This is a genomic window from Reichenbachiella sp., from assembly GCF_039944555.1.
Lineage (GTDB): Bacteria > Bacteroidota > Bacteroidia > Cytophagales > Cyclobacteriaceae > Reichenbachiella.
This window is the reverse complement of the sequence record NZ_JBDUYN010000001.1, coordinates 298,791-316,362: the sequence shown is the minus strand read 5'-3', so window position 1 is coordinate 316,362 and position 17,572 is coordinate 298,791. Positions and strand designations below refer to the sequence as shown.

At 40.5% G+C, this 17,572-nt stretch carries 20 protein-coding genes; all 20 read right to left on the bottom strand.

The window, feature by feature from the left end; all coding sequences use genetic code 11:
- Positions 1–177 precede the first annotated feature (177 nt).
- Entirely contained in the window at positions 178–618 is a 441-nt protein-coding gene (locus ABJD64_RS01355; protein WP_348182252.1) for a hypothetical protein, read from the bottom strand.
- A 460-nt stretch (positions 619–1,078) separates the two neighbouring features.
- The gene (locus ABJD64_RS01350) at positions 1,079–1,651 is read right to left on the bottom strand and encodes a hypothetical protein (protein WP_348182251.1); all 573 of its coding nucleotides are present in this window, start codon (positions 1,649–1,651) and stop codon (positions 1,079–1,081) included.
- Between the two features lie 164 nt (positions 1,652–1,815).
- Positions 1,816–2,379 (bottom strand): methyltransferase domain-containing protein, encoded by a 564-nt coding sequence (locus ABJD64_RS01345; protein WP_348182250.1) that lies wholly within the window; start codon positions 2,377–2,379, stop codon positions 1,816–1,818.
- 79 nt (positions 2,380–2,458) lie between these two features.
- Positions 2,459–3,088: a hypothetical protein gene (locus ABJD64_RS01340; RefSeq protein WP_348182249.1), complete on the bottom strand. Its 630-nt coding sequence runs from the start codon at positions 3,086–3,088 to the stop codon at positions 2,459–2,461.
- Positions 3,072–3,494 (bottom strand): hypothetical protein, encoded by a 423-nt coding sequence (locus tag ABJD64_RS01335; RefSeq protein ID WP_348195286.1) that lies wholly within the window; start codon positions 3,492–3,494, stop codon positions 3,072–3,074. Before ABJD64_RS01335 ends, ABJD64_RS01340 begins: the two co-directional genes overlap by 17 nt.
- 26 nt (positions 3,495–3,520) lie before the next feature.
- A complete protein-coding gene (locus ABJD64_RS01330; protein ID WP_348182247.1) occupies positions 3,521–3,790 on the bottom strand; it encodes a hypothetical protein in 270 nt (89 codons plus the stop codon).
- Between the two features lie 27 nt (positions 3,791–3,817).
- On the bottom strand, positions 3,818–4,939 hold the full coding sequence (locus ABJD64_RS01325; RefSeq protein ID WP_348182246.1) for an aminotransferase class I/II-fold pyridoxal phosphate-dependent enzyme: 1,122 nt from the start codon (positions 4,937–4,939) through the stop codon (positions 3,818–3,820).
- Between the two features lie 11 nt (positions 4,940–4,950).
- Positions 4,951–5,892: a hypothetical protein gene (locus tag ABJD64_RS01320; protein WP_348182245.1), complete on the bottom strand. Its 942-nt coding sequence runs from the start codon at positions 5,890–5,892 to the stop codon at positions 4,951–4,953.
- On the bottom strand, positions 5,876–6,838 hold the full coding sequence (locus tag ABJD64_RS01315) for a pyridoxal-phosphate dependent enzyme (protein ID WP_348182244.1): 963 nt from the start codon (positions 6,836–6,838) through the stop codon (positions 5,876–5,878). Before ABJD64_RS01315 ends, ABJD64_RS01320 begins: the two co-directional genes overlap by 17 nt.
- Positions 6,835–8,313 (bottom strand): M20/M25/M40 family metallo-hydrolase, encoded by a 1,479-nt coding sequence (locus tag ABJD64_RS01310; RefSeq protein ID WP_348182243.1) that lies wholly within the window; start codon positions 8,311–8,313, stop codon positions 6,835–6,837. Before ABJD64_RS01310 ends, ABJD64_RS01315 begins: the two co-directional genes overlap by 4 nt.
- Before the next feature lie 213 nt (positions 8,314–8,526).
- The gene (locus tag ABJD64_RS01305) at positions 8,527–8,721 is read right to left on the bottom strand and encodes a YwbE family protein (protein WP_348182242.1); all 195 of its coding nucleotides are present in this window, start codon (positions 8,719–8,721) and stop codon (positions 8,527–8,529) included.
- Positions 8,722–8,767: 46 nt separating this feature from the next.
- Positions 8,768–9,136, bottom strand: coding sequence for a hypothetical protein (locus ABJD64_RS01300; RefSeq protein WP_348182241.1), 369 nt, complete (start codon positions 9,134–9,136; stop codon positions 8,768–8,770).
- A gap of 14 nt (positions 9,137–9,150) precedes the next feature.
- Positions 9,151–10,236 carry a DNA alkylation repair protein gene (locus tag ABJD64_RS01295; RefSeq protein WP_348182240.1) on the bottom strand — a complete coding sequence of 362 codons (1,086 nt, stop codon included), beginning with the start codon at positions 10,234–10,236 and terminating at the stop codon, positions 9,151–9,153.
- Positions 10,237–10,327: 91 nt separating this feature from the next.
- Complete coding sequence (locus tag ABJD64_RS01290) at positions 10,328–10,933, bottom strand: GyrI-like domain-containing protein (protein WP_348182239.1); 606 nt, start codon at positions 10,931–10,933, stop codon at positions 10,328–10,330.
- Entirely contained in the window at positions 10,933–11,241 is a 309-nt protein-coding gene (locus ABJD64_RS01285; RefSeq protein WP_348182238.1) for a hypothetical protein, read from the bottom strand. The genes ABJD64_RS01290 and ABJD64_RS01285 overlap by 1 nt, the downstream gene beginning before the upstream one ends.
- A gap of 111 nt (positions 11,242–11,352) precedes the next feature.
- The gene (locus ABJD64_RS01280; protein WP_348182237.1) at positions 11,353–12,315 is read right to left on the bottom strand and encodes a YafY family protein; all 963 of its coding nucleotides are present in this window, start codon (positions 12,313–12,315) and stop codon (positions 11,353–11,355) included.
- Positions 12,316–12,322: 7 nt separating this feature from the next.
- Positions 12,323–12,661, bottom strand: coding sequence for a hypothetical protein (locus tag ABJD64_RS01275; RefSeq protein WP_348182236.1), 339 nt, complete (start codon positions 12,659–12,661; stop codon positions 12,323–12,325).
- Between the two features lie 83 nt (positions 12,662–12,744).
- Positions 12,745–13,629 carry an SMP-30/gluconolactonase/LRE family protein gene (locus ABJD64_RS01270; RefSeq protein ID WP_348182235.1) on the bottom strand — a complete coding sequence of 295 codons (885 nt, stop codon included), beginning with the start codon at positions 13,627–13,629 and terminating at the stop codon, positions 12,745–12,747.
- Positions 13,630–13,732: 103 nt separating this feature from the next.
- Positions 13,733–15,979 carry a methyl-accepting chemotaxis protein gene (locus ABJD64_RS01265; RefSeq protein WP_348182234.1) on the bottom strand — a complete coding sequence of 749 codons (2,247 nt, stop codon included), beginning with the start codon at positions 15,977–15,979 and terminating at the stop codon, positions 13,733–13,735.
- Positions 15,980–16,198: 219 nt separating this feature from the next.
- Positions 16,199–17,572 (bottom strand): NAD(P)(+) transhydrogenase (Re/Si-specific) subunit beta, encoded by a 1,374-nt coding sequence (locus ABJD64_RS01260; protein ID WP_348182233.1) that lies wholly within the window; start codon positions 17,570–17,572, stop codon positions 16,199–16,201.

The following is a 17,572-nucleotide window of genomic DNA, read 5'->3' as shown; positions in this document are numbered from 1 at the left end:
GGCGGTAGCTTTTATTTGGTCCGTATGGACATGAACCGTTGCGTTAGTAAATTATCATCCATGATTGACTCATAGAATTTCAGATCGTCTCAATCCTTTGAACAAACATGACCCAATTCAACAGGACTTCTCACAAAACAACCTAGAACTCCGGTATCATTTATTACTTCGTTTTCATCACTCCCCAGCTATCCAATCGCCGATCTCGATGATGTCATCAAGTACCTTGTCCACCTTATTGGGTGTTACTATTTGGATGAATTCAAGCTTAGGTTCAATATCGTCCCAAACGTTACGGAATTTTTCCCTGAACTCATTTTCATGCTCGGCACCACCACTGGCGAGTAGCTGGCCTGCTTTATGAATGTCCTCAAGTACCTTATCGACCCTTTCTTTCGTTAATCTCATGGCAATCAAAAATTTCAATGCCGGATCTAATATTGGCCATATCTCCTTAAATATCTGGATAAAAGGAGGATTAGCACCTTCCTTGTCTGAAATCTCGAACGATATGTCTCTGCCACTTAGTTTTTCGATCAGTTCCCTAAGAAGTTTTCTTCTTTCTTTTCTTTTGGCTCTTCTGGCCTGCCTTCTGGCTTTTCTACTTGAATTTCCCATTTTTATAAATTTTTAGAATTTTCCGTGTTTCAGAATTGGGACAATAGAACATGATACTTTCCTTTTGCTGAAAGCATCGATTAGAAATGATCAAATACAATTGTCCGCGTGTCGGTATCATTAGTTGGTCCTACTGAGCCTGGAATCCATAACAATGTATCAGGGCGTGACATTAATACTGTCTGTCATCACCGCCGGAGACAGACCTACGCCTGTAACCGTACAATAAAAGCTTAATTAATGATAATTTCTCGAAGTGCTGCGTGAGACCCTATGCTGCCCCGATGGCTATCGGGAGGCCTTCTAAGCTTAATAATAGCTAATTAGCACCAGAATAGCAATATACCAGGTATATTCTATCTCTCGATTGGGTGAATAATCGAAAGATAGTTTTTGATTCTGAAATTGACAGAAAACAACTTGTCTGTGACAATTCTACTCTGTGTCAATTAGTAATAAGTCATTTCAATTGATCCTGTGGGATAGACATATCTTCTGTGATGGTGCTGGTCATTTCTCCATCCTTCCATTCCTCTTCGTATCTCGTCATAATTCGGTCGACAAAACCCTTCTCAGCCAGTTTCTTTTCAGTTGATTGGATTTTTCCTTCAGGAGTCACAACGGGTACCTTCTTCAAAATCAGGGCTTTTGCTCTTTCGAAGTCTTCATTGTCGACAGTCAAAGGTTCCAGATCTATTCTTGCCTTAAAGGCTCCCATTTGGACATTAACTAATACGAGGTAAGTTTCGCCGGCTTTGAAATTACCTCTAATAAACTCTTTGTCTTCCGACGAAGCCCAAAGTAGATTTTCACCTGCAGGGCATTCGTAGCGCATGTAGTTTTTTCCCTTAAAAACTCCGATAAACTTTCGATCATGAAAGTATTCGAAAGAAACGGCTCCACCAAAGTTTGAAACCCTCACAAAATAAACTACGGCATTGGACTCTGCTGGAGGAGTAAATCCTTGAGAGAAAACTGGTGTGGTAAAGCCCAGCACCGCCAGCGAAAAGATTATTAATCTTAATTTTTTCATGGTTGAAATCAGGTTTAGTTTAAATTAGAACTAACAAGATTAATGATTTCCAGAAACTTTATTGTTACTAAATATTGGTTAGTTTTCGAATGAGAACGAAGTGAATCTATGGTGAGAACGTGCTCAATCGCGAATTGACAGACAACACAACACAGCTGCAATTCTTACTTTCTTACGGCTATCATCCGGTATTCGGTCCTCGAATGATGTTCTGTTTCGCTATCTTCAAAAATGTATTCAAATTTCATATCTGCGAGTCTTTTTAAGAGTTGTTCATCCAGCGTTTCGTTCAGAATACTCACCTTCCTACCTGTATCTTGTAGGCAGACCACCACCAGGCAGCCGGTTTTTGCATGGGTTAAAATCTTTCTAATTAGACCTGTTTCTTTTTTTAAATCTCTTTTTTCGAAATGAAACATGCTATCAAGAAGAATGAAATCATATAGAGAGAACTCTTCGTACGTGTAAATATCCTCCACACGTCCTTCCAATGTAAGATTCTCAGCACGGGCGATTTTATTCATTTGATCAATACCCACTTGAGAATGATCCACTCCTATAACTTCAAAACCTAACCGAGCCAATGCGATCGAGTCGCGTCCTTGACCACAGCCAAGATCCAGCACCTTCCCCTTATCGATGTAGTTCCTGAAATACTCAATCAGTTCGGGATATGGGTTTCCAAACAGGTTCTCAGTCTCATAATATTTGTTGTAAACTATGCTCACTTTACCTTAAGCTTTCAATATGAGTTCCATTTTTTGTAAAAATATGGAACGAAAGGCCTTCCTCCTAAGATCTAATGAGCTATATCAAAGACGCTTTTCTAATTACTTTTTCGACTCGCTTTCTTTTGCTCTCTTTTTCAATTTCATTCAATCGTGAATTTAGCGTTCTGATAAAAAGAGCCTTGTTATCCACCGCAATCGCTGGCAACGCTCTTTCCGCATACATCGGGAGTTGATTGGTAGAGCTTTTCAGCAACAGCTCCATCAGCAACGAAAAGGTATGATCAGCAAACTGCTTCACGGAGCACAACTTGATCAGTATCCCCACTGCATGGTCTTTGGTAATGATCGAGCCTCTTTCAGCAGTGTCTAATATCTTAATCAGCGCATCGAACACCTCCGTAGGAACCTCAAGCGTAATAGCATTCAATGCGGTCATCGCTCCCCACTGAAGCCTATTGTTACTACTATCAAGAAGTTGAACGAAATCATTAAAATATTCTGAAATCAATTGAGGGTTTTGCTCTCCAATTTCATACAAAACCTTGATGCAATCGTTTTGAATGGCTTTGTTTTTGTGACTAAGATGACTCACCAGTTCCTTGATGGATTGTCTGTCAGCTGTGTTGACAATTTCTTCGGCTAATTCCTGATTTGGCAATTGATCTCTTCTATTGTGAGATGATGACAGCTTATTTATGATGTTCATTATTCTGCAAGTCAGTAAAATCAACTATTTGCAATACGATAAAAGTAGCAACCAATCCAATAATAGAAGCCAATAGATCATAGGGATCATAGACATTATTACCGCCCAGGTTATGAAATTTGAGTTCTTGAGAAATCACGTATACCGCAGTTGCTCCAACTGCCATCCAATAGATATGGATGTCACGAAGTACCATATTCCTATACACCCTGAGCTGCAAGAACACACCCGTTAAAATAAGAGTACCCATGGCTGCTTCAATAAAATTGGGCAGCGAAAAGACTATAATTTGCCAAAAATCGGCTAACTCTTTCTCCACTACCCAAGGCCTGAGGTAAAATTTATTGAGAAGAAAAGTCAAAAAGGCCACTCCGAATAAACGTTTATAAAATCCTTTAATTGGCATTTCTTTCATGTTTAGATCTTATTTTTTCAATCCAAATCTTCAAACGGATGACCTTTCTTCCGCATGATTTCCAGATAATATTCGCATTTGTCAAAGAGTTCGTCATAGTCTTCTGAATAGTACAATTTGAATACCTCTTTAGTATCACAGCTGACACCGAGAACAAATCCGGTCGGGAATTTTTTTAAGCAGACAGCAGACTCAGATCCATCATTTTCTTCTTTTACTAATACCGGAAATTCATCTGCACCTTCAGCCAATTTGAAAGCCTCTTCTTCTGAAATTTCTTTAATCACTCTGTTTCACTTTTAATTATTACTGTACTACAAACCAAAACGTTCCGTAAGTGCTTCCTTTACTCGCTCGAGACCGGCCAAAATATAATCCTTCCGTTCGCCTATCCCAATACGAAAATGATGATCCATACCATAACAATCTCCCGCCAAAATAAACACGCTTTTTTCTTTGCGCAGCCATTCTGCCAATTCAGAGGAGTTGATGTCCAGATTGTATTTCACGAACAACATGCCGCCACTTTTTGGAGCCACATATTCAAACAAGTCACCGTATTGATTAAGCCATTCTTTTACAGCGATTAGGTTTTCATTGAGCATGGTTCTGTTTCTGGTTAAAATTTCCTGCCGTTTTTCAGGTCTTAAGGCTATTTCTCCGATGTAATGGCTCATGATTCCAGCTGTAATTGATGTATAATCATGATATGCCCAGGTATCGGCTATTAGATTCTCAGGACCTATTAACCAGCCTAGACGCAATCCAGGCAGCGCATAGGCCTTTGATAAACCACCATTCACCATTACCTTGTCATACATCCCAATAAAACTCTCTATTGTTTTTCCATTTAGCTCAGCACCGCGATATACTTCATCGCAATATACCCATGCGTCCACATTTTTGGCAATTGCGACGATTTCTTCCATTTCGTCTATAGTCAGTGTATACCCAGTTGGGTTGTTAGGGTTGCAAACCGTGATCATTTTTGTTTTTGGAGTTACCAGGGATTTGAGCTCTGCCAAATCCGGTTTCCAATTGTTCTCTTCTCGCAAGTGAAATGCCTTCGGTACACAGCCCATCTCCTCTGCAATTCCCCATATCTGCATGTAGTTCGGTACCATCATCACCACTTCGTCTCCTTTTTCCAAAAGGGTATGGCAAGCAATAAAATTGGCTTCTGCAGATCCGTTAGTCACCAGTACATTTTCCTCGCTGCTTCCATTGTACAATGCACTTATCCTTTTTCTCAATGGTATTGAACCATTGGTTTGCCCATATCCCAAAACGGTATGGGTCAGCGCATCTATTTGTTCTTTATCCAAAAGTTCATTGAGTGTGTAAGGGTGAAACCCACTTTCGGTCAAATTGTAATCCACTGTATTTTCAAATAGTGATTGGACGCGTTCGAGTTCAAATATTGGAATATTCATCATTGTTGTGTTTTTTAAAAGTTTGTATAAATGGCCCTAGCAATCATGATATCTTGCACGGCTACACCTGTGAGGTCTACTACGCTAATTTGCTCTTCGGTTGTTCGTTGCAAGGCCGGATTCTGAATCGCTTGACCCAGTTCATTGATCTCACCTAAAGACAATTTCGAGTCTTTAATCGCTCTATAAATCTCCCCTCTACTCTTGCTTTGAGGAATGCTATCTGCAATGACGATGTCTGCTTTTGCAAGCAATACGCTCTCCAATTCTTGCTTTTCTGAAGTATCAGAGCCAACCGCTGTAATATGAGTTCCCGGCAGGATATCCTCTGCCAACAAAAGAGGAGTTTCCGAAGGAGTTGTGGTGACAATCAGATTGGCATGCCTAGCTACTTCAGATGGACTTGAAGCCAGAAGAACGTCAAAATCAGTTTCTATATCTACTTTAAACTTCTCCATACTTTCAGTAGTTCTACCCCAAACCCACGCTGTTTTGCACGGAGTGTTTTTTTGAAGGTATTCTAGTTGCAATCGAGCCTGAATGCCTGTACCGATGACTCCTATAGCGGTGATATGCTCTGGAGCAAAATATTTTGCTGCCAAGGCTCCGGCCGCAGCGGTTCGGATATCCGTCAAATGGCCTTCATCTAAAAGAACCGCCACAGGTTGTCCTGTTTTCTGACTAAAAAGGAGCATCAGGCCCTGGCTGGAGGCTATACCCAGCTTAGGATTGTCATAGAAACCAGAAGCAACTTTGATTACATAATAATCATCCTGCTTTATATAGCCGTATTTGATATGGGCTTCTCCCTTAGGCTCGCTGAAAAGTAGCTCTCCGACGGGGGGAACAACGGTATTTCCGTTGCTGTATTGAACAAAACCCTCCTCCATGGCTGCAACTACATCCACGTTCTTTAAGATGGTTTTAATGTCCGTTAGGTTAATAACTATTGCCATATTGATTTAAAATTTCCGTCAATAAATTAGAGTTAATTTTTTTACCTGTTAGTACCAATACCACATTTTTACCAGCGTACTTTTCAGAATTCAATAAGGCCGAAACCGGTAACGCCGATGTTGGTTCGATCAGGGTATGATGATATTTTACAATAAATGCAACTGCCTTTTTGATATCTTCCTCTTCGACCAGTTCAAAATCAGAGACAAGTTCTCTACAAATGTCAAAAGTAATGGCGTTGGCTTCAATCCCACCCGCAGATGCATCCGAGATCGTGCTTAATAGACTTGGAGACACAATGTTTCCTTTTTTAACAGATTGATACATTTCGGCTGCATTTATAGGTTGGCATCCGACGACCTCAATATCGTGGTCCCTAAAATAAGAAGCAATACCTGAGATCAATCCTCCACCGCCGATCGGTGCCAAAACAGTTTCTACTTCCGGTAACTGATCTTTAATTTCTAACGCGACCGTCCCTTGACCTTTTATGACTTCCATATCATTGTAGGGATGAATCAATATGCCGTTGATTTCTCTGGCATGAGCTGTTGCCTTGGCTTCTGTCTCCATGCTGTTTTCACCAAAAAAAATCTTTTCTACGTTGTAGTTTTCAAGTGCAGCTATCTTCGCTTCACTTGTTTTTTTCGGCAAAAACAACACGCCCTTGTATCCGAATTTATCTGCTGCATATCCAAAGGCGGCGGCATGATTTCCGGTAGAGGCCGCGACGAAGGTTTTAGTAAAATCATGTTGGTTCAGGCTATTGATCTTTGCAAGTACTCCTCTAATTTTAAAAGAGCCCGTGGACTGCAAGTTTTCCATTTTCAAGTACACCATTGCTCCTGAGATTTTGCTCAATTCCTTAGAGAAAATTAAAGGTGTCTTGTAAACATCTTTATTTATTAGCCGATAAGCTTGCTCTATGTCGGAAGGAAAAATCATTGTTCTGAGCTTGGGAAATTTTGATCAATGGATTCAATAGTTTCACGGATTAAATCCACGACATTCAAATAAAATTCCGGGTTTATCTTTTCGAAGTCATCGGTTGATTGGTGATAGTCAGGATGGTCCTCTTCGCTAAAGGTGATTGTAGGAATCGCTTTTCTAAAAAAGGGCCCGTTGTCAGAGGAGTACATCCAGTATTCCTTAGTCTTGTCATTTGGATCATCGTGCCCATAGGATACATTGAGTTGACTAGCATCGGCATGCTCTTCAATTTGAGGTTTAAATTGAGGAAATGGAAAAGTGCCTACCACATAGATTTCATTTTTATCGCTGCGACTGATCATATCAAAATTGACATTCAGCCTAATCTTAGACAAGGACACCGGAGGATTCTTTATAAAGGCTTTGGAACCATGAAGCCCTACTTCTTCAGCGTCGAAGGCCGCAAAAATGATAGAATGCTCAGGTTGATTCTGAGAGAAATGTCTGGCCAAATAAAGTAAAGCTGCTGTACCCGATGCGTTGTCATCTGCTCCATTGTAAACCTCGCCTCTCTTGATGCCTAAATGATCATAGTGTGCGCCAATCACAATGTATTTGTCAATATGAGTCTTACCATTGATGTAGCCAACAACATTGGTCCCATTTCTTTCCTTTAGCATTCGCTTATAAGTAAAGGGGACATCATATTGACTGTCGAATTTTTTTAGGCCTGAGTCCTCGAAATAGGTACGGATAAAGTCCTGAGCTTCTTTGTTGTCTCCAGTACTTCGGCCTCTAAACTCATCGGAAGCTAATTTCTCCAGGATCTTCAATATTTCCTGACTTGCATCTGTATCAGTTACAACTTTGTATTTTTCTATCTCGGCTGGTGACATCCAATGGATATCATCTGAGGGTGCCGCTACTAATGTGTACCAGTAGAATTCTGATGGAATCTCCATTGCAGCATAATAATCAAGATATTTTTTGTGTTCTATATGATCCTTGGGATAGTCTATGGCCACACTGTCCATTCCTGCCCAGGAATGAACTCCGAGCCTGGCAGTCGGATGCACCGCTCTTTCTCTTCCTGCCAGAAACATATCTGTTCCTCCAGAGGCTACCATACCATCTTTTGGAATATAGGTATTGATATTGTGCCGCCTAATTTCAAATGAAGCCTTTAGATTAACTTCATCATCGATAGAACCAGGCACATCTTTCATCACCAAAGTAGTTAACTCAGGGTTGTTTTCCAGTACCTCATAAATCTCATTCAGGGTATTAGAATAAATAACGCCTTCCATATAAATGGTGTCTTTACCAACTTGATTTTCCCGATAGTAAAATCTGGCTACCTGATCACCTTCCATTTTCATGAGCAATCTTTGACCAAATGCGGTAGCATATAAAATCTCTGGTATATAGAAGATTGTCAATATCAAAAAGACAATCATAACTCCTAATGCGATAAGTACTTTTTTTATCATCTCAGTATTCCTTTATCATTTAAATAAAAAAGCCTCCGTACACCCAAACCAATTTTCATCGATTTAAGGTATACGGAGGCTTTCCGTAAGAAATTCACTTGCTTTCCCGATGTTCTTCCTTAAAGTTGGAAAACAAGCGTGCAACGTATTGTTGCGTTATCTCTGCTAAGACGAATGTAGAAAAAAATATTCTAATAAGAAAATGGAGTCAGGTCAAAGCACATTTTTCACCCTTCCTACTTCTCCGGTTTCTAATTGCACCTTGATACCGTGTGGGTGATTGGGAGACTTGGTAAGCAAGCGCTTTACTACTCCAGTTGTAAGTTCTCCTGAGCGTTGGTGATGTTTTTGAACTACTTCCACTTCTGCTCCAACCTGTATATTTTTCCTTAAAGTTCCGTCCGACATATCTGAATTTTCTTTCTCACCAAAGATAGAACGATTCGGAAAGATCTCAAGATTCGTAACTTCTATATTGCATATAACCGAGGAAGCCAATCCATACGGCTACGGCACCTATTAGTGTATTCCCTACCATTGTCAACTCGAATGGATCCAATACCAGAATAAGCAAACTTCCTAAAACCCAGAGTCCGTCTAGTGCGATAATTAAATAGACAAGTCCTTTATGGGAGAGTTTCCACTTGGCGACAAAGAAGACAAATGCAGCAAAACCCAGGAGGTTAATTCCAATTACTGGAAACACATAGACATTGGCAATTCCAAATAGTTGATCGAGGTATCCGCTAAGAACCAGCATAACTAAACCGCTCGTAAGTGAAAACAGGTAATTGACTGTCAGGTATTTTTTTAATGCATTCATGATGGACTTTGATCTTAATGCAATAGCTCAAATTCTTTTTCTGCCAATTTCTTACCATTGACTAAAACTCCTATTTTGTGAAGTCCCGGGTGGTGTTTTCTGGTAGTAAGATCCTTGAAAGAGAGTTTTTTATTAAATAAAACAGCGTCGGCCGATGCAAACTCTTTCTCCGTGACATGAAATATTTTATCGGATAACGAACCATTGGCTTTTTGATATGACACCACAAAACCCACCTTGGCGAAAGCCTCCTTTGGTTCAAGATTAGAGACCTTGAAACCGAACTGAAAGCTCTCCCCCATTTTGACTTGCTCCTCTGATAAGTTGAACTCTGCTACTTCAAATCTCGCTTTGTCATCGAAACCGATAATTTGAAGTGCCTGTTTGTTGCCATTTTTGAGTAGCGTTCTTAAACCATGCTTCACGATCCAATTGGTATGCTCATGATTTCCATACCAACGTTGGGATAATTCAAGAGCGGCCTCGGGATTGTCTTTGGTAATGTCGTTTATATTGTTGGCCACACTCTTTCGTACATAAAGGGACTCATCTCTTTTCAGGTTTTCAAGGATAGGCAGCACTGACGAAGGATCCTTTTTGAAGACAGGCAAAGCCATCGCCCATGGCAGCCTTGGTCTACTGCCTTCAGAAGCTAGTCTTCTCACATGCTCGTTACTGTCAGCACTCCACTCATACATGGCCTTCATGGTTTGCTTCTCGTACTTAACGATGAATGGACGAATCGCAAATTCCGAACTTGAAAATTGAGTCATGTGTTTGAGGGCTACTAGTGATTCCCGTGGATGGTCTAATCCATATACCTCCACATAATCCGGAAAGGTCATGCCTTTCAAACCTCCAAAATGACAAGACAATTCCATCATCATATTAAGTTGATCAACGTAATTCAGCGCTGTATGCGCATGGATCATATTCGTGATATGACGCATGCGATCCTTCAGTTCACGTGATTCCCAATTTTCATTGATGGTAGAGCTAATAAAACCTTCGATATTGAACGATTCATCGAGAGCGGCTAATTTGCTTCCGAGCAATAAGACAAAGTCTTTGTTGAATTCATTTTTAAGTAATTCAGCCATTGGTTTGTTTTAGTTAATAGTCCATAGTCCATAAGTCAATAGCATTTTGCAACTACCAGTGACTTATGGACTACAGACGGTGAGTTATAGACTAGTTCTCCTTAACGGCGTAACGGATAATTGTTTTCAATTTTTCCTCAGCTGTTTTGGTGGGATCCGAAATATAGATCTCGTGATGATAGCCATTCATCTCCAGTCCATTGAGTTTCATATAATCCAAAATTTTATTGATGCTTGGTTCTTCCTGGTAATAGGAGCCAATATGCAAGACCTGGACGCTTCTACCCTCGTTGATAGGTTTAAGTTGCACTTCGTTGGCTAGTATCAGGTTCTTCTTTTTGATGACTTCCTCGACCGCCTGGTCTACATGATCATTTGTTACAAATTCCGGCATGCGAATCATCAGTTGCCAATGCCATTCGTTCTGAGGAGTCTGATCAAAAATCAACCCTTCCTCCACCCACCAAAATGCCTCAAGTTTGGGGACAACAAAATCTGTTCCGTCTGACTTGCCATACTTTTTTACTGTATAGGCGGTTGCGTACAAAGCGCCGATGCTTTTTTGAAATAATTCCCCATCTGGTGCGCCAATTCCGCTAATGGCAAGACAGTTAATTGGTTCGATTTCAAGTTCTACCGGCTTAGCATTTGCTTTATAATAGGCGGCATGTTGTTTAATTAAATTGAGCTTTTCCATTAGGCTACATGTTTTACGTGTAAGAAAAATTTTACTTCCTCGAAGGCTGAGAGATAAGGAGCATAAGTCTCATCTTGTTGCATTTCTTTGACCTTTTCAGCTGCAAATTCTGCACAGTCAAGATTTTTCCATTCGACTTGATCGACAAAAAGACCATCTTCTTTAACTGCGTGATAGGTCCGGTAATCGAGCATACCGTCAAAACTCTTTACCAATTCTCTAAAATGTTGAATGATTTTGGTTTGGTAATTCTCAACCTGATTGGGTTTGATTTTGTAAATCACCAATTCCATTACTTGATCGGTCATTTGTATAAAGTTTAGTTATCTGAATTTGTTTTATACAAATGAAAGGCGGCTCACTGACAGCCCTATGTCAGTGAATTATTAGAAGCACATATATTTTTTAAAAATTTGGACTCAGGTAAAAATCGGAGAGTAGTGATTCGCTAATTGATCTATCAATTCTTGCATTTGAGATTCCAATCTTTCAGAATTGAGTACTTGCACAGAATTTGTAAACATCAACAGCCACCTGGCAAAATATTCGCATTCGCCTACCATAAAGGTCATTTCTACACCTTCAGCTGTCTTTTTTTCTTCAATATACCCGTAATAATATCGCTGATCTCCGATCAGGCGAGCTACATTCTTTTTAAACAAAACTTTCACTTCGCTAACATCTTCCTGCATTTGCCTCACAAATATGTGCTCCTTGAAATCATCGCGAAGTGAAGGATCGAAATTCTGATCTAATACGTGAAGTTTGGTGATTCTGTCTGTTCTGAAATCACGAACACCGTTTCTCATCCGGCAATAGGCTATCAAGTGCCAATGATTAGCATAATGACAAATACCGAGCGGTTCAACTTCTCGGGAAGAAAAGGTATCGCTATAGTTAGCGTAGTACTCGAAGGACAAAATATTGTGGTTGATCAAAGCATTTTTGATATCATTGAGAAACATGTCAGGAAATGCTTTTTCTACCGGTACCGCAGGAGACACCACTTCTATATACTTTTCCAATTCCTGTACATAGTCCTTTTGCGTATTTTTCAATACAGCTCTTATCTTTTCCAAAGCTTGTTCGAACTGATCTACCAAAGACTTATCACCTTGTCGTTCGAGTAGCTTACTGGCCAGTAAAATGGCTCCGGCCTCCTCCTTTGTAAACATGACTGGGGGAATATAATATCCATCAACAATGAAGTATCCCCGATCTTTTTCAAACCCAATCGGCACACCTGCTTCACCCAGCGCTTTAATATCTCTGAAAACCGTGCGCTCGCTAATGTCGAAGTGATCTGAAATATCGTCAATAGTAACGTATCGCTTGCTTTGCAGCTTCAACATGATCGATGTAAGTCTGTCAATTCTGTTCATAGCCGTATTATTGAGTAGTTCTTCCTTTGTTTTCTATCATCATTCTCGCCTCTTTCCACTTAGGTGGATGATCACTTTCGTAGCCATAAGCTTTTACTTCGGTCACAAATTGGCTCCACTGCCTCATAGCTTCCTTGTGCTCACCGTTAATCATAAACTGCTGCATGGCTTCCTTAGAATTCCAATGGGTCATCGTATAAAAATACCTGAACCATCTGTTTGATAGCTTTACTTTCAGAATACCTGGGGATGCTTTCGCCTGCTTGCTAATCAGATTAGATTGTCTGACAAATTTGGGTAGAAGCCAAATGGATTTGAGCTTAAGTCTGGTAACCGAAACGTACATGACATAAATGTACCCATTTATAGATTTTTTGTTTCGAATTCGCTAATAAAATATCTCTGGTTTCAAACCTTTTAGGAACAACTTCACCTGTTCAAATTCCAACTCCTTCCGGGATATTCTACACGGAAAGTCTCCAGGTATCCCCTGTCCTGACAGGTTACATAACAAGTCTTCCCATCTTTTCCACCAAAAGTTATGTTTGTAGGTTTTTGCCCTGTGAGTTTGATTTCCCTAAGCAATTGACCGTTAGGTGAAACGACCGCAATCACACCTTTACCATAACGAGCTACATAGAGATTTCCTTTCACATCTGTACGCATACCATCTAATCCGTGATCAGGAAATTCATAGTGCAAACGCTTACTTGAAACTTCGCCATCCGGGCTCAAGTTGTACACCCAAATTTTTCTTTGTACACTTTCATTGACGTAAAGTAGACTATCTCCCGGAGCCACCTCCACCCCATTGGTAGTTCCCATATTGGATTCCAATAACACTATTTGGCCTTGGTTATCGATTCTCCAAAGGTTTCCAGTGCCTTCTGACCAATTGGGATCGCTTGCGAACAAGGTACCGTTGCCGCTAATAGCAATATCGTTGGGCTGATTCATCGTACTGTCATGAGCAAAAATCACAACTTCCCTACCAGCCGGATCTATGAAAAGTATATTATGATTGATGTAATCTGCTAAAAACATGGTTCCATCTTTACTAAAACGAATACCATTAGCGACACTTCCGTTAGGCAAGCTGTCTACATAAAGCTCAAACGTTCCGTCAGGTGACACCTTACCTATGGTGCCATTCCTTTGGGGGTTTACAAAAAACAAATCGCCTTGCTTATTTACTGCCGGACCTTCCAGTCCTTGTGAATAATCACCTACAAAGACAAAATCCTTAGCTAAATCGTCAGGATGGCTACAAGAAATGAAAAGAAAAACCAGATATATGGGATAACGTGCGCTCATAGTACGAATTTTTAGCAATGCTAGCCAAAAAAATGAACTACTGCAGAATTTACTAGCTGAATGGCTTTTTGTCAGGGACTAATGGAGAGTCTGTAATATTCAATTAGTTGGAGTCCATAAGTACTAAGGACGAATCTGATGGCATCTCATCGTCTCCCAAACTAGTTTTTCCGTTGCCATTATAAGCCACTTGATCGTCATGCTGTGGTTCTCCTTCATTATCGATTAATAAGAACATGCTCACGCCTTCTTGTAGTCTGGTAGCGATTTTTGATAATTCAGCCACCCTCTTATTATAATTATCCATTCCAGCGGATAGTTCTGTTGCTGAAGCCGCAATTTGCTCGGTTCCGGAGGCGGTTTCTTCCGCAATCACAACTACTCCTTCGGTGATATTTACCACATTATTGATGTTGCCAATTTGGATCTTGGCGGCATTAAGTATGTCTTCGGAAAACCCTAAAGTCTTGTGCGAAGCTTCGGTTATTTTTTTGAAAGACTCGGCAGCATTTCTTGAGGAATCTTCACCAGCTTTCACACTTGTATGCATGGTTTCAATGGCACGTGTAGCCAACTCGGTATCCTGCTGAACTCTGATGACAATGTCTTCGATTTCCTTAGCGGAGGATCTTGAACTTTCGGCAAGCTTTCTGATCTCTTCCGCGACCACCGCAAAACCTCGACCAGCATCTCCTGCCTGGGCTGCTTCAATGGCAGCATTTAATGCCAGAAGGTTTGTCTGAGAAGCGATCTCACTAATCACAGCTAACATTTTTGTGATATCCTTAGATCTCTCAGTCAATACGTTAATCGACTCGCTGGTCTTATTTGAATAGGCTGAAATCTCGCTCATATTAGTCACCACACCATCGACTAACTTTGTTCCCTGCTCACTATTTTCTACTCCAACTTTGGCAGCTTCATTGATCTTTTCTGCACGTTCTTCCATATCGCTGGAAGTTCTCAAGATCCCCTCAATCAGATTAGAAGACTGATCCACCTTTCCAACCTGGTTTTGGGCTCCTCGGCTCATTTCATCAATGGCTGAAGCAATTTCACCAGTATTGGTATTCATTTCTTCACTTGCCAATCGCATTTCTGTAGATGACTCTTCCACGACTCCTGCATTTTGAGAAATCTGAAAAAGAAATGCATTTAAGTTGTCCAGGGCTGTATTTAAGTTCTGAGATAATATAAGAAGGTCTCCACTGGCTTCGTCTGAAAATCTCTTGGTCAGATCGCCTTCTGCCATAGCGTTGACTACTTCGTTGACGGACATAACCGGACTTGCGATAGAAAGCAAAAGATTGTTTATTGCGTCTGTCAATTCCATCCAAGCGCCATCCTTTCCATCAATATTTACTCGAGCCTGTAGATTCCCTTCAATTCCTGCTTTCTTCACCACATCCTGAGTTTCGCTGACCACACTTTTCAGGTTATCTCTCATGGTCAGAAGGGACATACCCAAGACATCTTTTTCGCTTCTTTTGTTATATTCTACATCTAAATGTCCGTCCCCTACATTTAGTGCAAAGGTTGCCGTTCGCTCAAGCGTATCTCTCAAGTCACTCAGCGCACTCACCATATCTCCTATTTCGTCACGAGCTAGTCGTTGTTCGATTTCCGGTAATTCGCCAAGTCCCAAACTCACAATAAGTTCATTCAGTTTTCTTATGGGCTTAGCTATAGAAGATGTAGTTACATAAGTAGCAACCATACCAAATAGGGTTGAGAAAATGGCAAGCCATATTATTGCATTTCCTAGCTGATCAAATGAAGCTAATTTCTCCTGGGTCAGTTTTTCTGACATTTTTCCCAAATTCGCGCTAATGCCCACTAGATCTGTAACTACCTGATAACTCAGTGGGCCAATTTTTTTATTAAAAAGTGGGGCTACTGTTTCTGACAGTAGATACTCATCAGTGTACGACTCAGGCTCATCCAGAAACTGTCGTATTTCTTGCTGATATGAAATGTTTGTAGCTATGTCCTGAAAAATTCGATCCAAACTGTCTGTTTCAATATCATTTTCCAATGCCTCATACATAGTCCTGATTTCATCTGTCAGATTGGGAATGGCATCATGAAGTAAGATCAGTTCTTCCTTTTCTTCAGCATTTGGTGAATAAATCCAATCTTCGGTAAGTTTTGTTGAGGACTGCAGATTGGCGGTTAGTGTCTCTATTTTTTTTGAGAACTCAGGATATATTACCGTTATTTTGTGATCGGTACTCTTACATTTTTTTAGCTCGAGCACACCGTAAATGCTACAAAAAACAACTGATAAAATAATAATTATATATCCTGTTGATATCTTTTTTCCAATACTGTATCTGGTGATTAAACTCATGGTTAGGCTATTTTAGCTTGAAGAGGGTAAGGGATTTATTACATCAAACGACTTACAGTTTCTGGCAAACTGGGTCGACCACACTCAACAAATAATTGGTGTGTGCTATCAAAGCTAGTCTTGACGATGATTTATAACAATAGGCTTTAACGCCTAAATACAAACTACGTAAATTACCTACAAATCAAAACACTAAAATAACTTGCAATATAATAGCATTTAATCCATTACCTTGACCTCATTATTCAGAGATTCAATGGTGTCCTTAGCATCACCAAAAAGCATTTTGGTTTTATCATGAAAGAATAGCGGATTTTCAATTCCAGAGTACCCCTTATTCATACTTCTTTTTAGTACCACTACATTTTTGGAGTTCAATATTTCCAAGACCGGCATGCCATAGATAGGACTTCCAGGATCATCCAAAGCTGAAGGATTGACCACGTCATTAGCGCCAACCACGAGGCATACATCAGTATCAGTCAGCATTCCATTGGCGTCGTCCAAATCTATCAATTTGCTATAAGGTACATCGGCTTCGGCCAATAATACATTCATGTGACCAGGCATCCTCCCTGCCACAGGATGGATAGCATAGTTTACATTGACTCCTCTGGAACTTAAACTCTTGTCCAGTTCTTTACACGCTTTTTGTGCCTGGGCCACAGCCATTCCATAGCCGGGTATCACCATTACATTTTGTGCATATCGCATCATGATTGCTGTATCATTAGCAGTTGTTTCCTTGATGTCCCCCTGGTCGGCCGAAATAGCTGAGGAAGATGCTCCAAACCCGCCAACCACTACGTTGATCAATGAGCGATTCATTGCCTTACACATCAATACGGTAAGAATAGCTCCTGACGACCCTACAAGTACTCCACCCAGAATCATCACCATGTTGCCATATACTATTCCAGCCAACGCGGCTGCAATACCCGTCAGGGCATTTAATAATGAAATCACAACAGGCATATCGGCCCCACCTATAGGCCATACGAAGGTCAGTCCGTAAATCAAAGAAACGGTTAAGATTACCAATGGTAAAAAAGTATAAGTCATTGGGTTTATTACCTGGAAAATAATCAAACCAATACAAGCCATCAGCCAGATTAAATTGAAGTAAGATGAAACTTTGCTTCGCCAGTCTTTAACTTTTCCGGCCAACTTACCATAGGCGATCAAACTACCCGTAAATGCGACTCCGCCAATGAACAATGCCATATACGTGGTGGTCATCAGGCCTAACGTTGAGCTCGAATTGAACTTATAGGCCTCCAGAATTGAAATACTCACTGCACATGCTCCACCGAAACCATTGAATATGGACACCAGCTCAGGAATTCCGGTCATTTCTACTTTCTTGGAATAGATCAACCCTATAACAGCTCCCGCAAGGATACCGGCAAAAATGTAAAGCAAATTTCCGTGATCATCAGTCATTGGGCTGAAAATGGCAACCAAAATGGCAGATCCCATACCCAGGGCGGCGAGGACGTTTCCATTTCGTGCTGTGGAGGGACTGCTCAATTTTCTCAATCCTATTATTAACAGAACTGTTGAAACGATATATATTAGTTCGATATACTGCAT

Coding starts and splice junctions, on each gene's coding strand:
- ABJD64_RS01350 (WP_348182251.1), bottom strand. CDS start 1,651: ATGAAAAAATTAAGATTAATAATCTTTTCGCTGGCGGTGCTGGGCTTT.
- ABJD64_RS01260 (WP_348182233.1), bottom strand. CDS start 17,572: ATGCAGTATATCGAACTAATATATATCGTTTCAACAGTTCTGTTAATA.
- ABJD64_RS01325 (WP_348182246.1), bottom strand. CDS start 4,939: ATGATGAATATTCCAATATTTGAACTCGAACGCGTCCAATCACTATTT.
- ABJD64_RS01320 (WP_348182245.1), bottom strand. CDS start 5,892: ATGGCAATAGTTATTAACCTAACGGACATTAAAACCATCTTAAAGAAC.
- ABJD64_RS01295 (WP_348182240.1), bottom strand. CDS start 10,236: ATGGCTGAATTACTTAAAAATGAATTCAACAAAGACTTTGTCTTATTG.
- ABJD64_RS01290 (WP_348182239.1), bottom strand. CDS start 10,933: ATGGAAAAGCTCAATTTAATTAAACAACATGCCGCCTATTATAAAGCA.
- ABJD64_RS01285 (WP_348182238.1), bottom strand. CDS start 11,241: ATGACCGATCAAGTAATGGAATTGGTGATTTACAAAATCAAACCCAAT.
- ABJD64_RS01300 (WP_348182241.1), bottom strand. CDS start 9,136: ATGAATGCATTAAAAAAATACCTGACAGTCAATTACCTGTTTTCACTT.
- ABJD64_RS01310 (WP_348182243.1), bottom strand. CDS start 8,313: ATGATAAAAAAAGTACTTATCGCATTAGGAGTTATGATTGTCTTTTTG.
- ABJD64_RS01355 (WP_348182252.1), bottom strand. CDS start 618: ATGGGAAATTCAAGTAGAAAAGCCAGAAGGCAGGCCAGAAGAGCCAAA.
- ABJD64_RS01335 (WP_348195286.1), bottom strand. CDS start 3,494: ATGCCAATTAAAGGATTTTATAAACGTTTATTCGGAGTGGCCTTTTTG.
- ABJD64_RS01270 (WP_348182235.1), bottom strand. CDS start 13,629: ATGAGCGCACGTTATCCCATATATCTGGTTTTTCTTTTCATTTCTTGT.
- ABJD64_RS01305 (WP_348182242.1), bottom strand. CDS start 8,721: ATGTCGGACGGAACTTTAAGGAAAAATATACAGGTTGGAGCAGAAGTG.
- ABJD64_RS01280 (WP_348182237.1), bottom strand. CDS start 12,315: ATGAACAGAATTGACAGACTTACATCGATCATGTTGAAGCTGCAAAGC.
- ABJD64_RS01340 (WP_348182249.1), bottom strand. CDS start 3,088: ATGAACATCATAAATAAGCTGTCATCATCTCACAATAGAAGAGATCAA.
- ABJD64_RS01275 (WP_348182236.1), bottom strand. CDS start 12,661: ATGTACGTTTCGGTTACCAGACTTAAGCTCAAATCCATTTGGCTTCTA.
- ABJD64_RS01315 (WP_348182244.1), bottom strand. CDS start 6,838: ATGATTTTTCCTTCCGACATAGAGCAAGCTTATCGGCTAATAAATAAA.
- ABJD64_RS01265 (WP_348182234.1), bottom strand. CDS start 15,979: ATGAGTTTAATCACCAGATACAGTATTGGAAAAAAGATATCAACAGGA.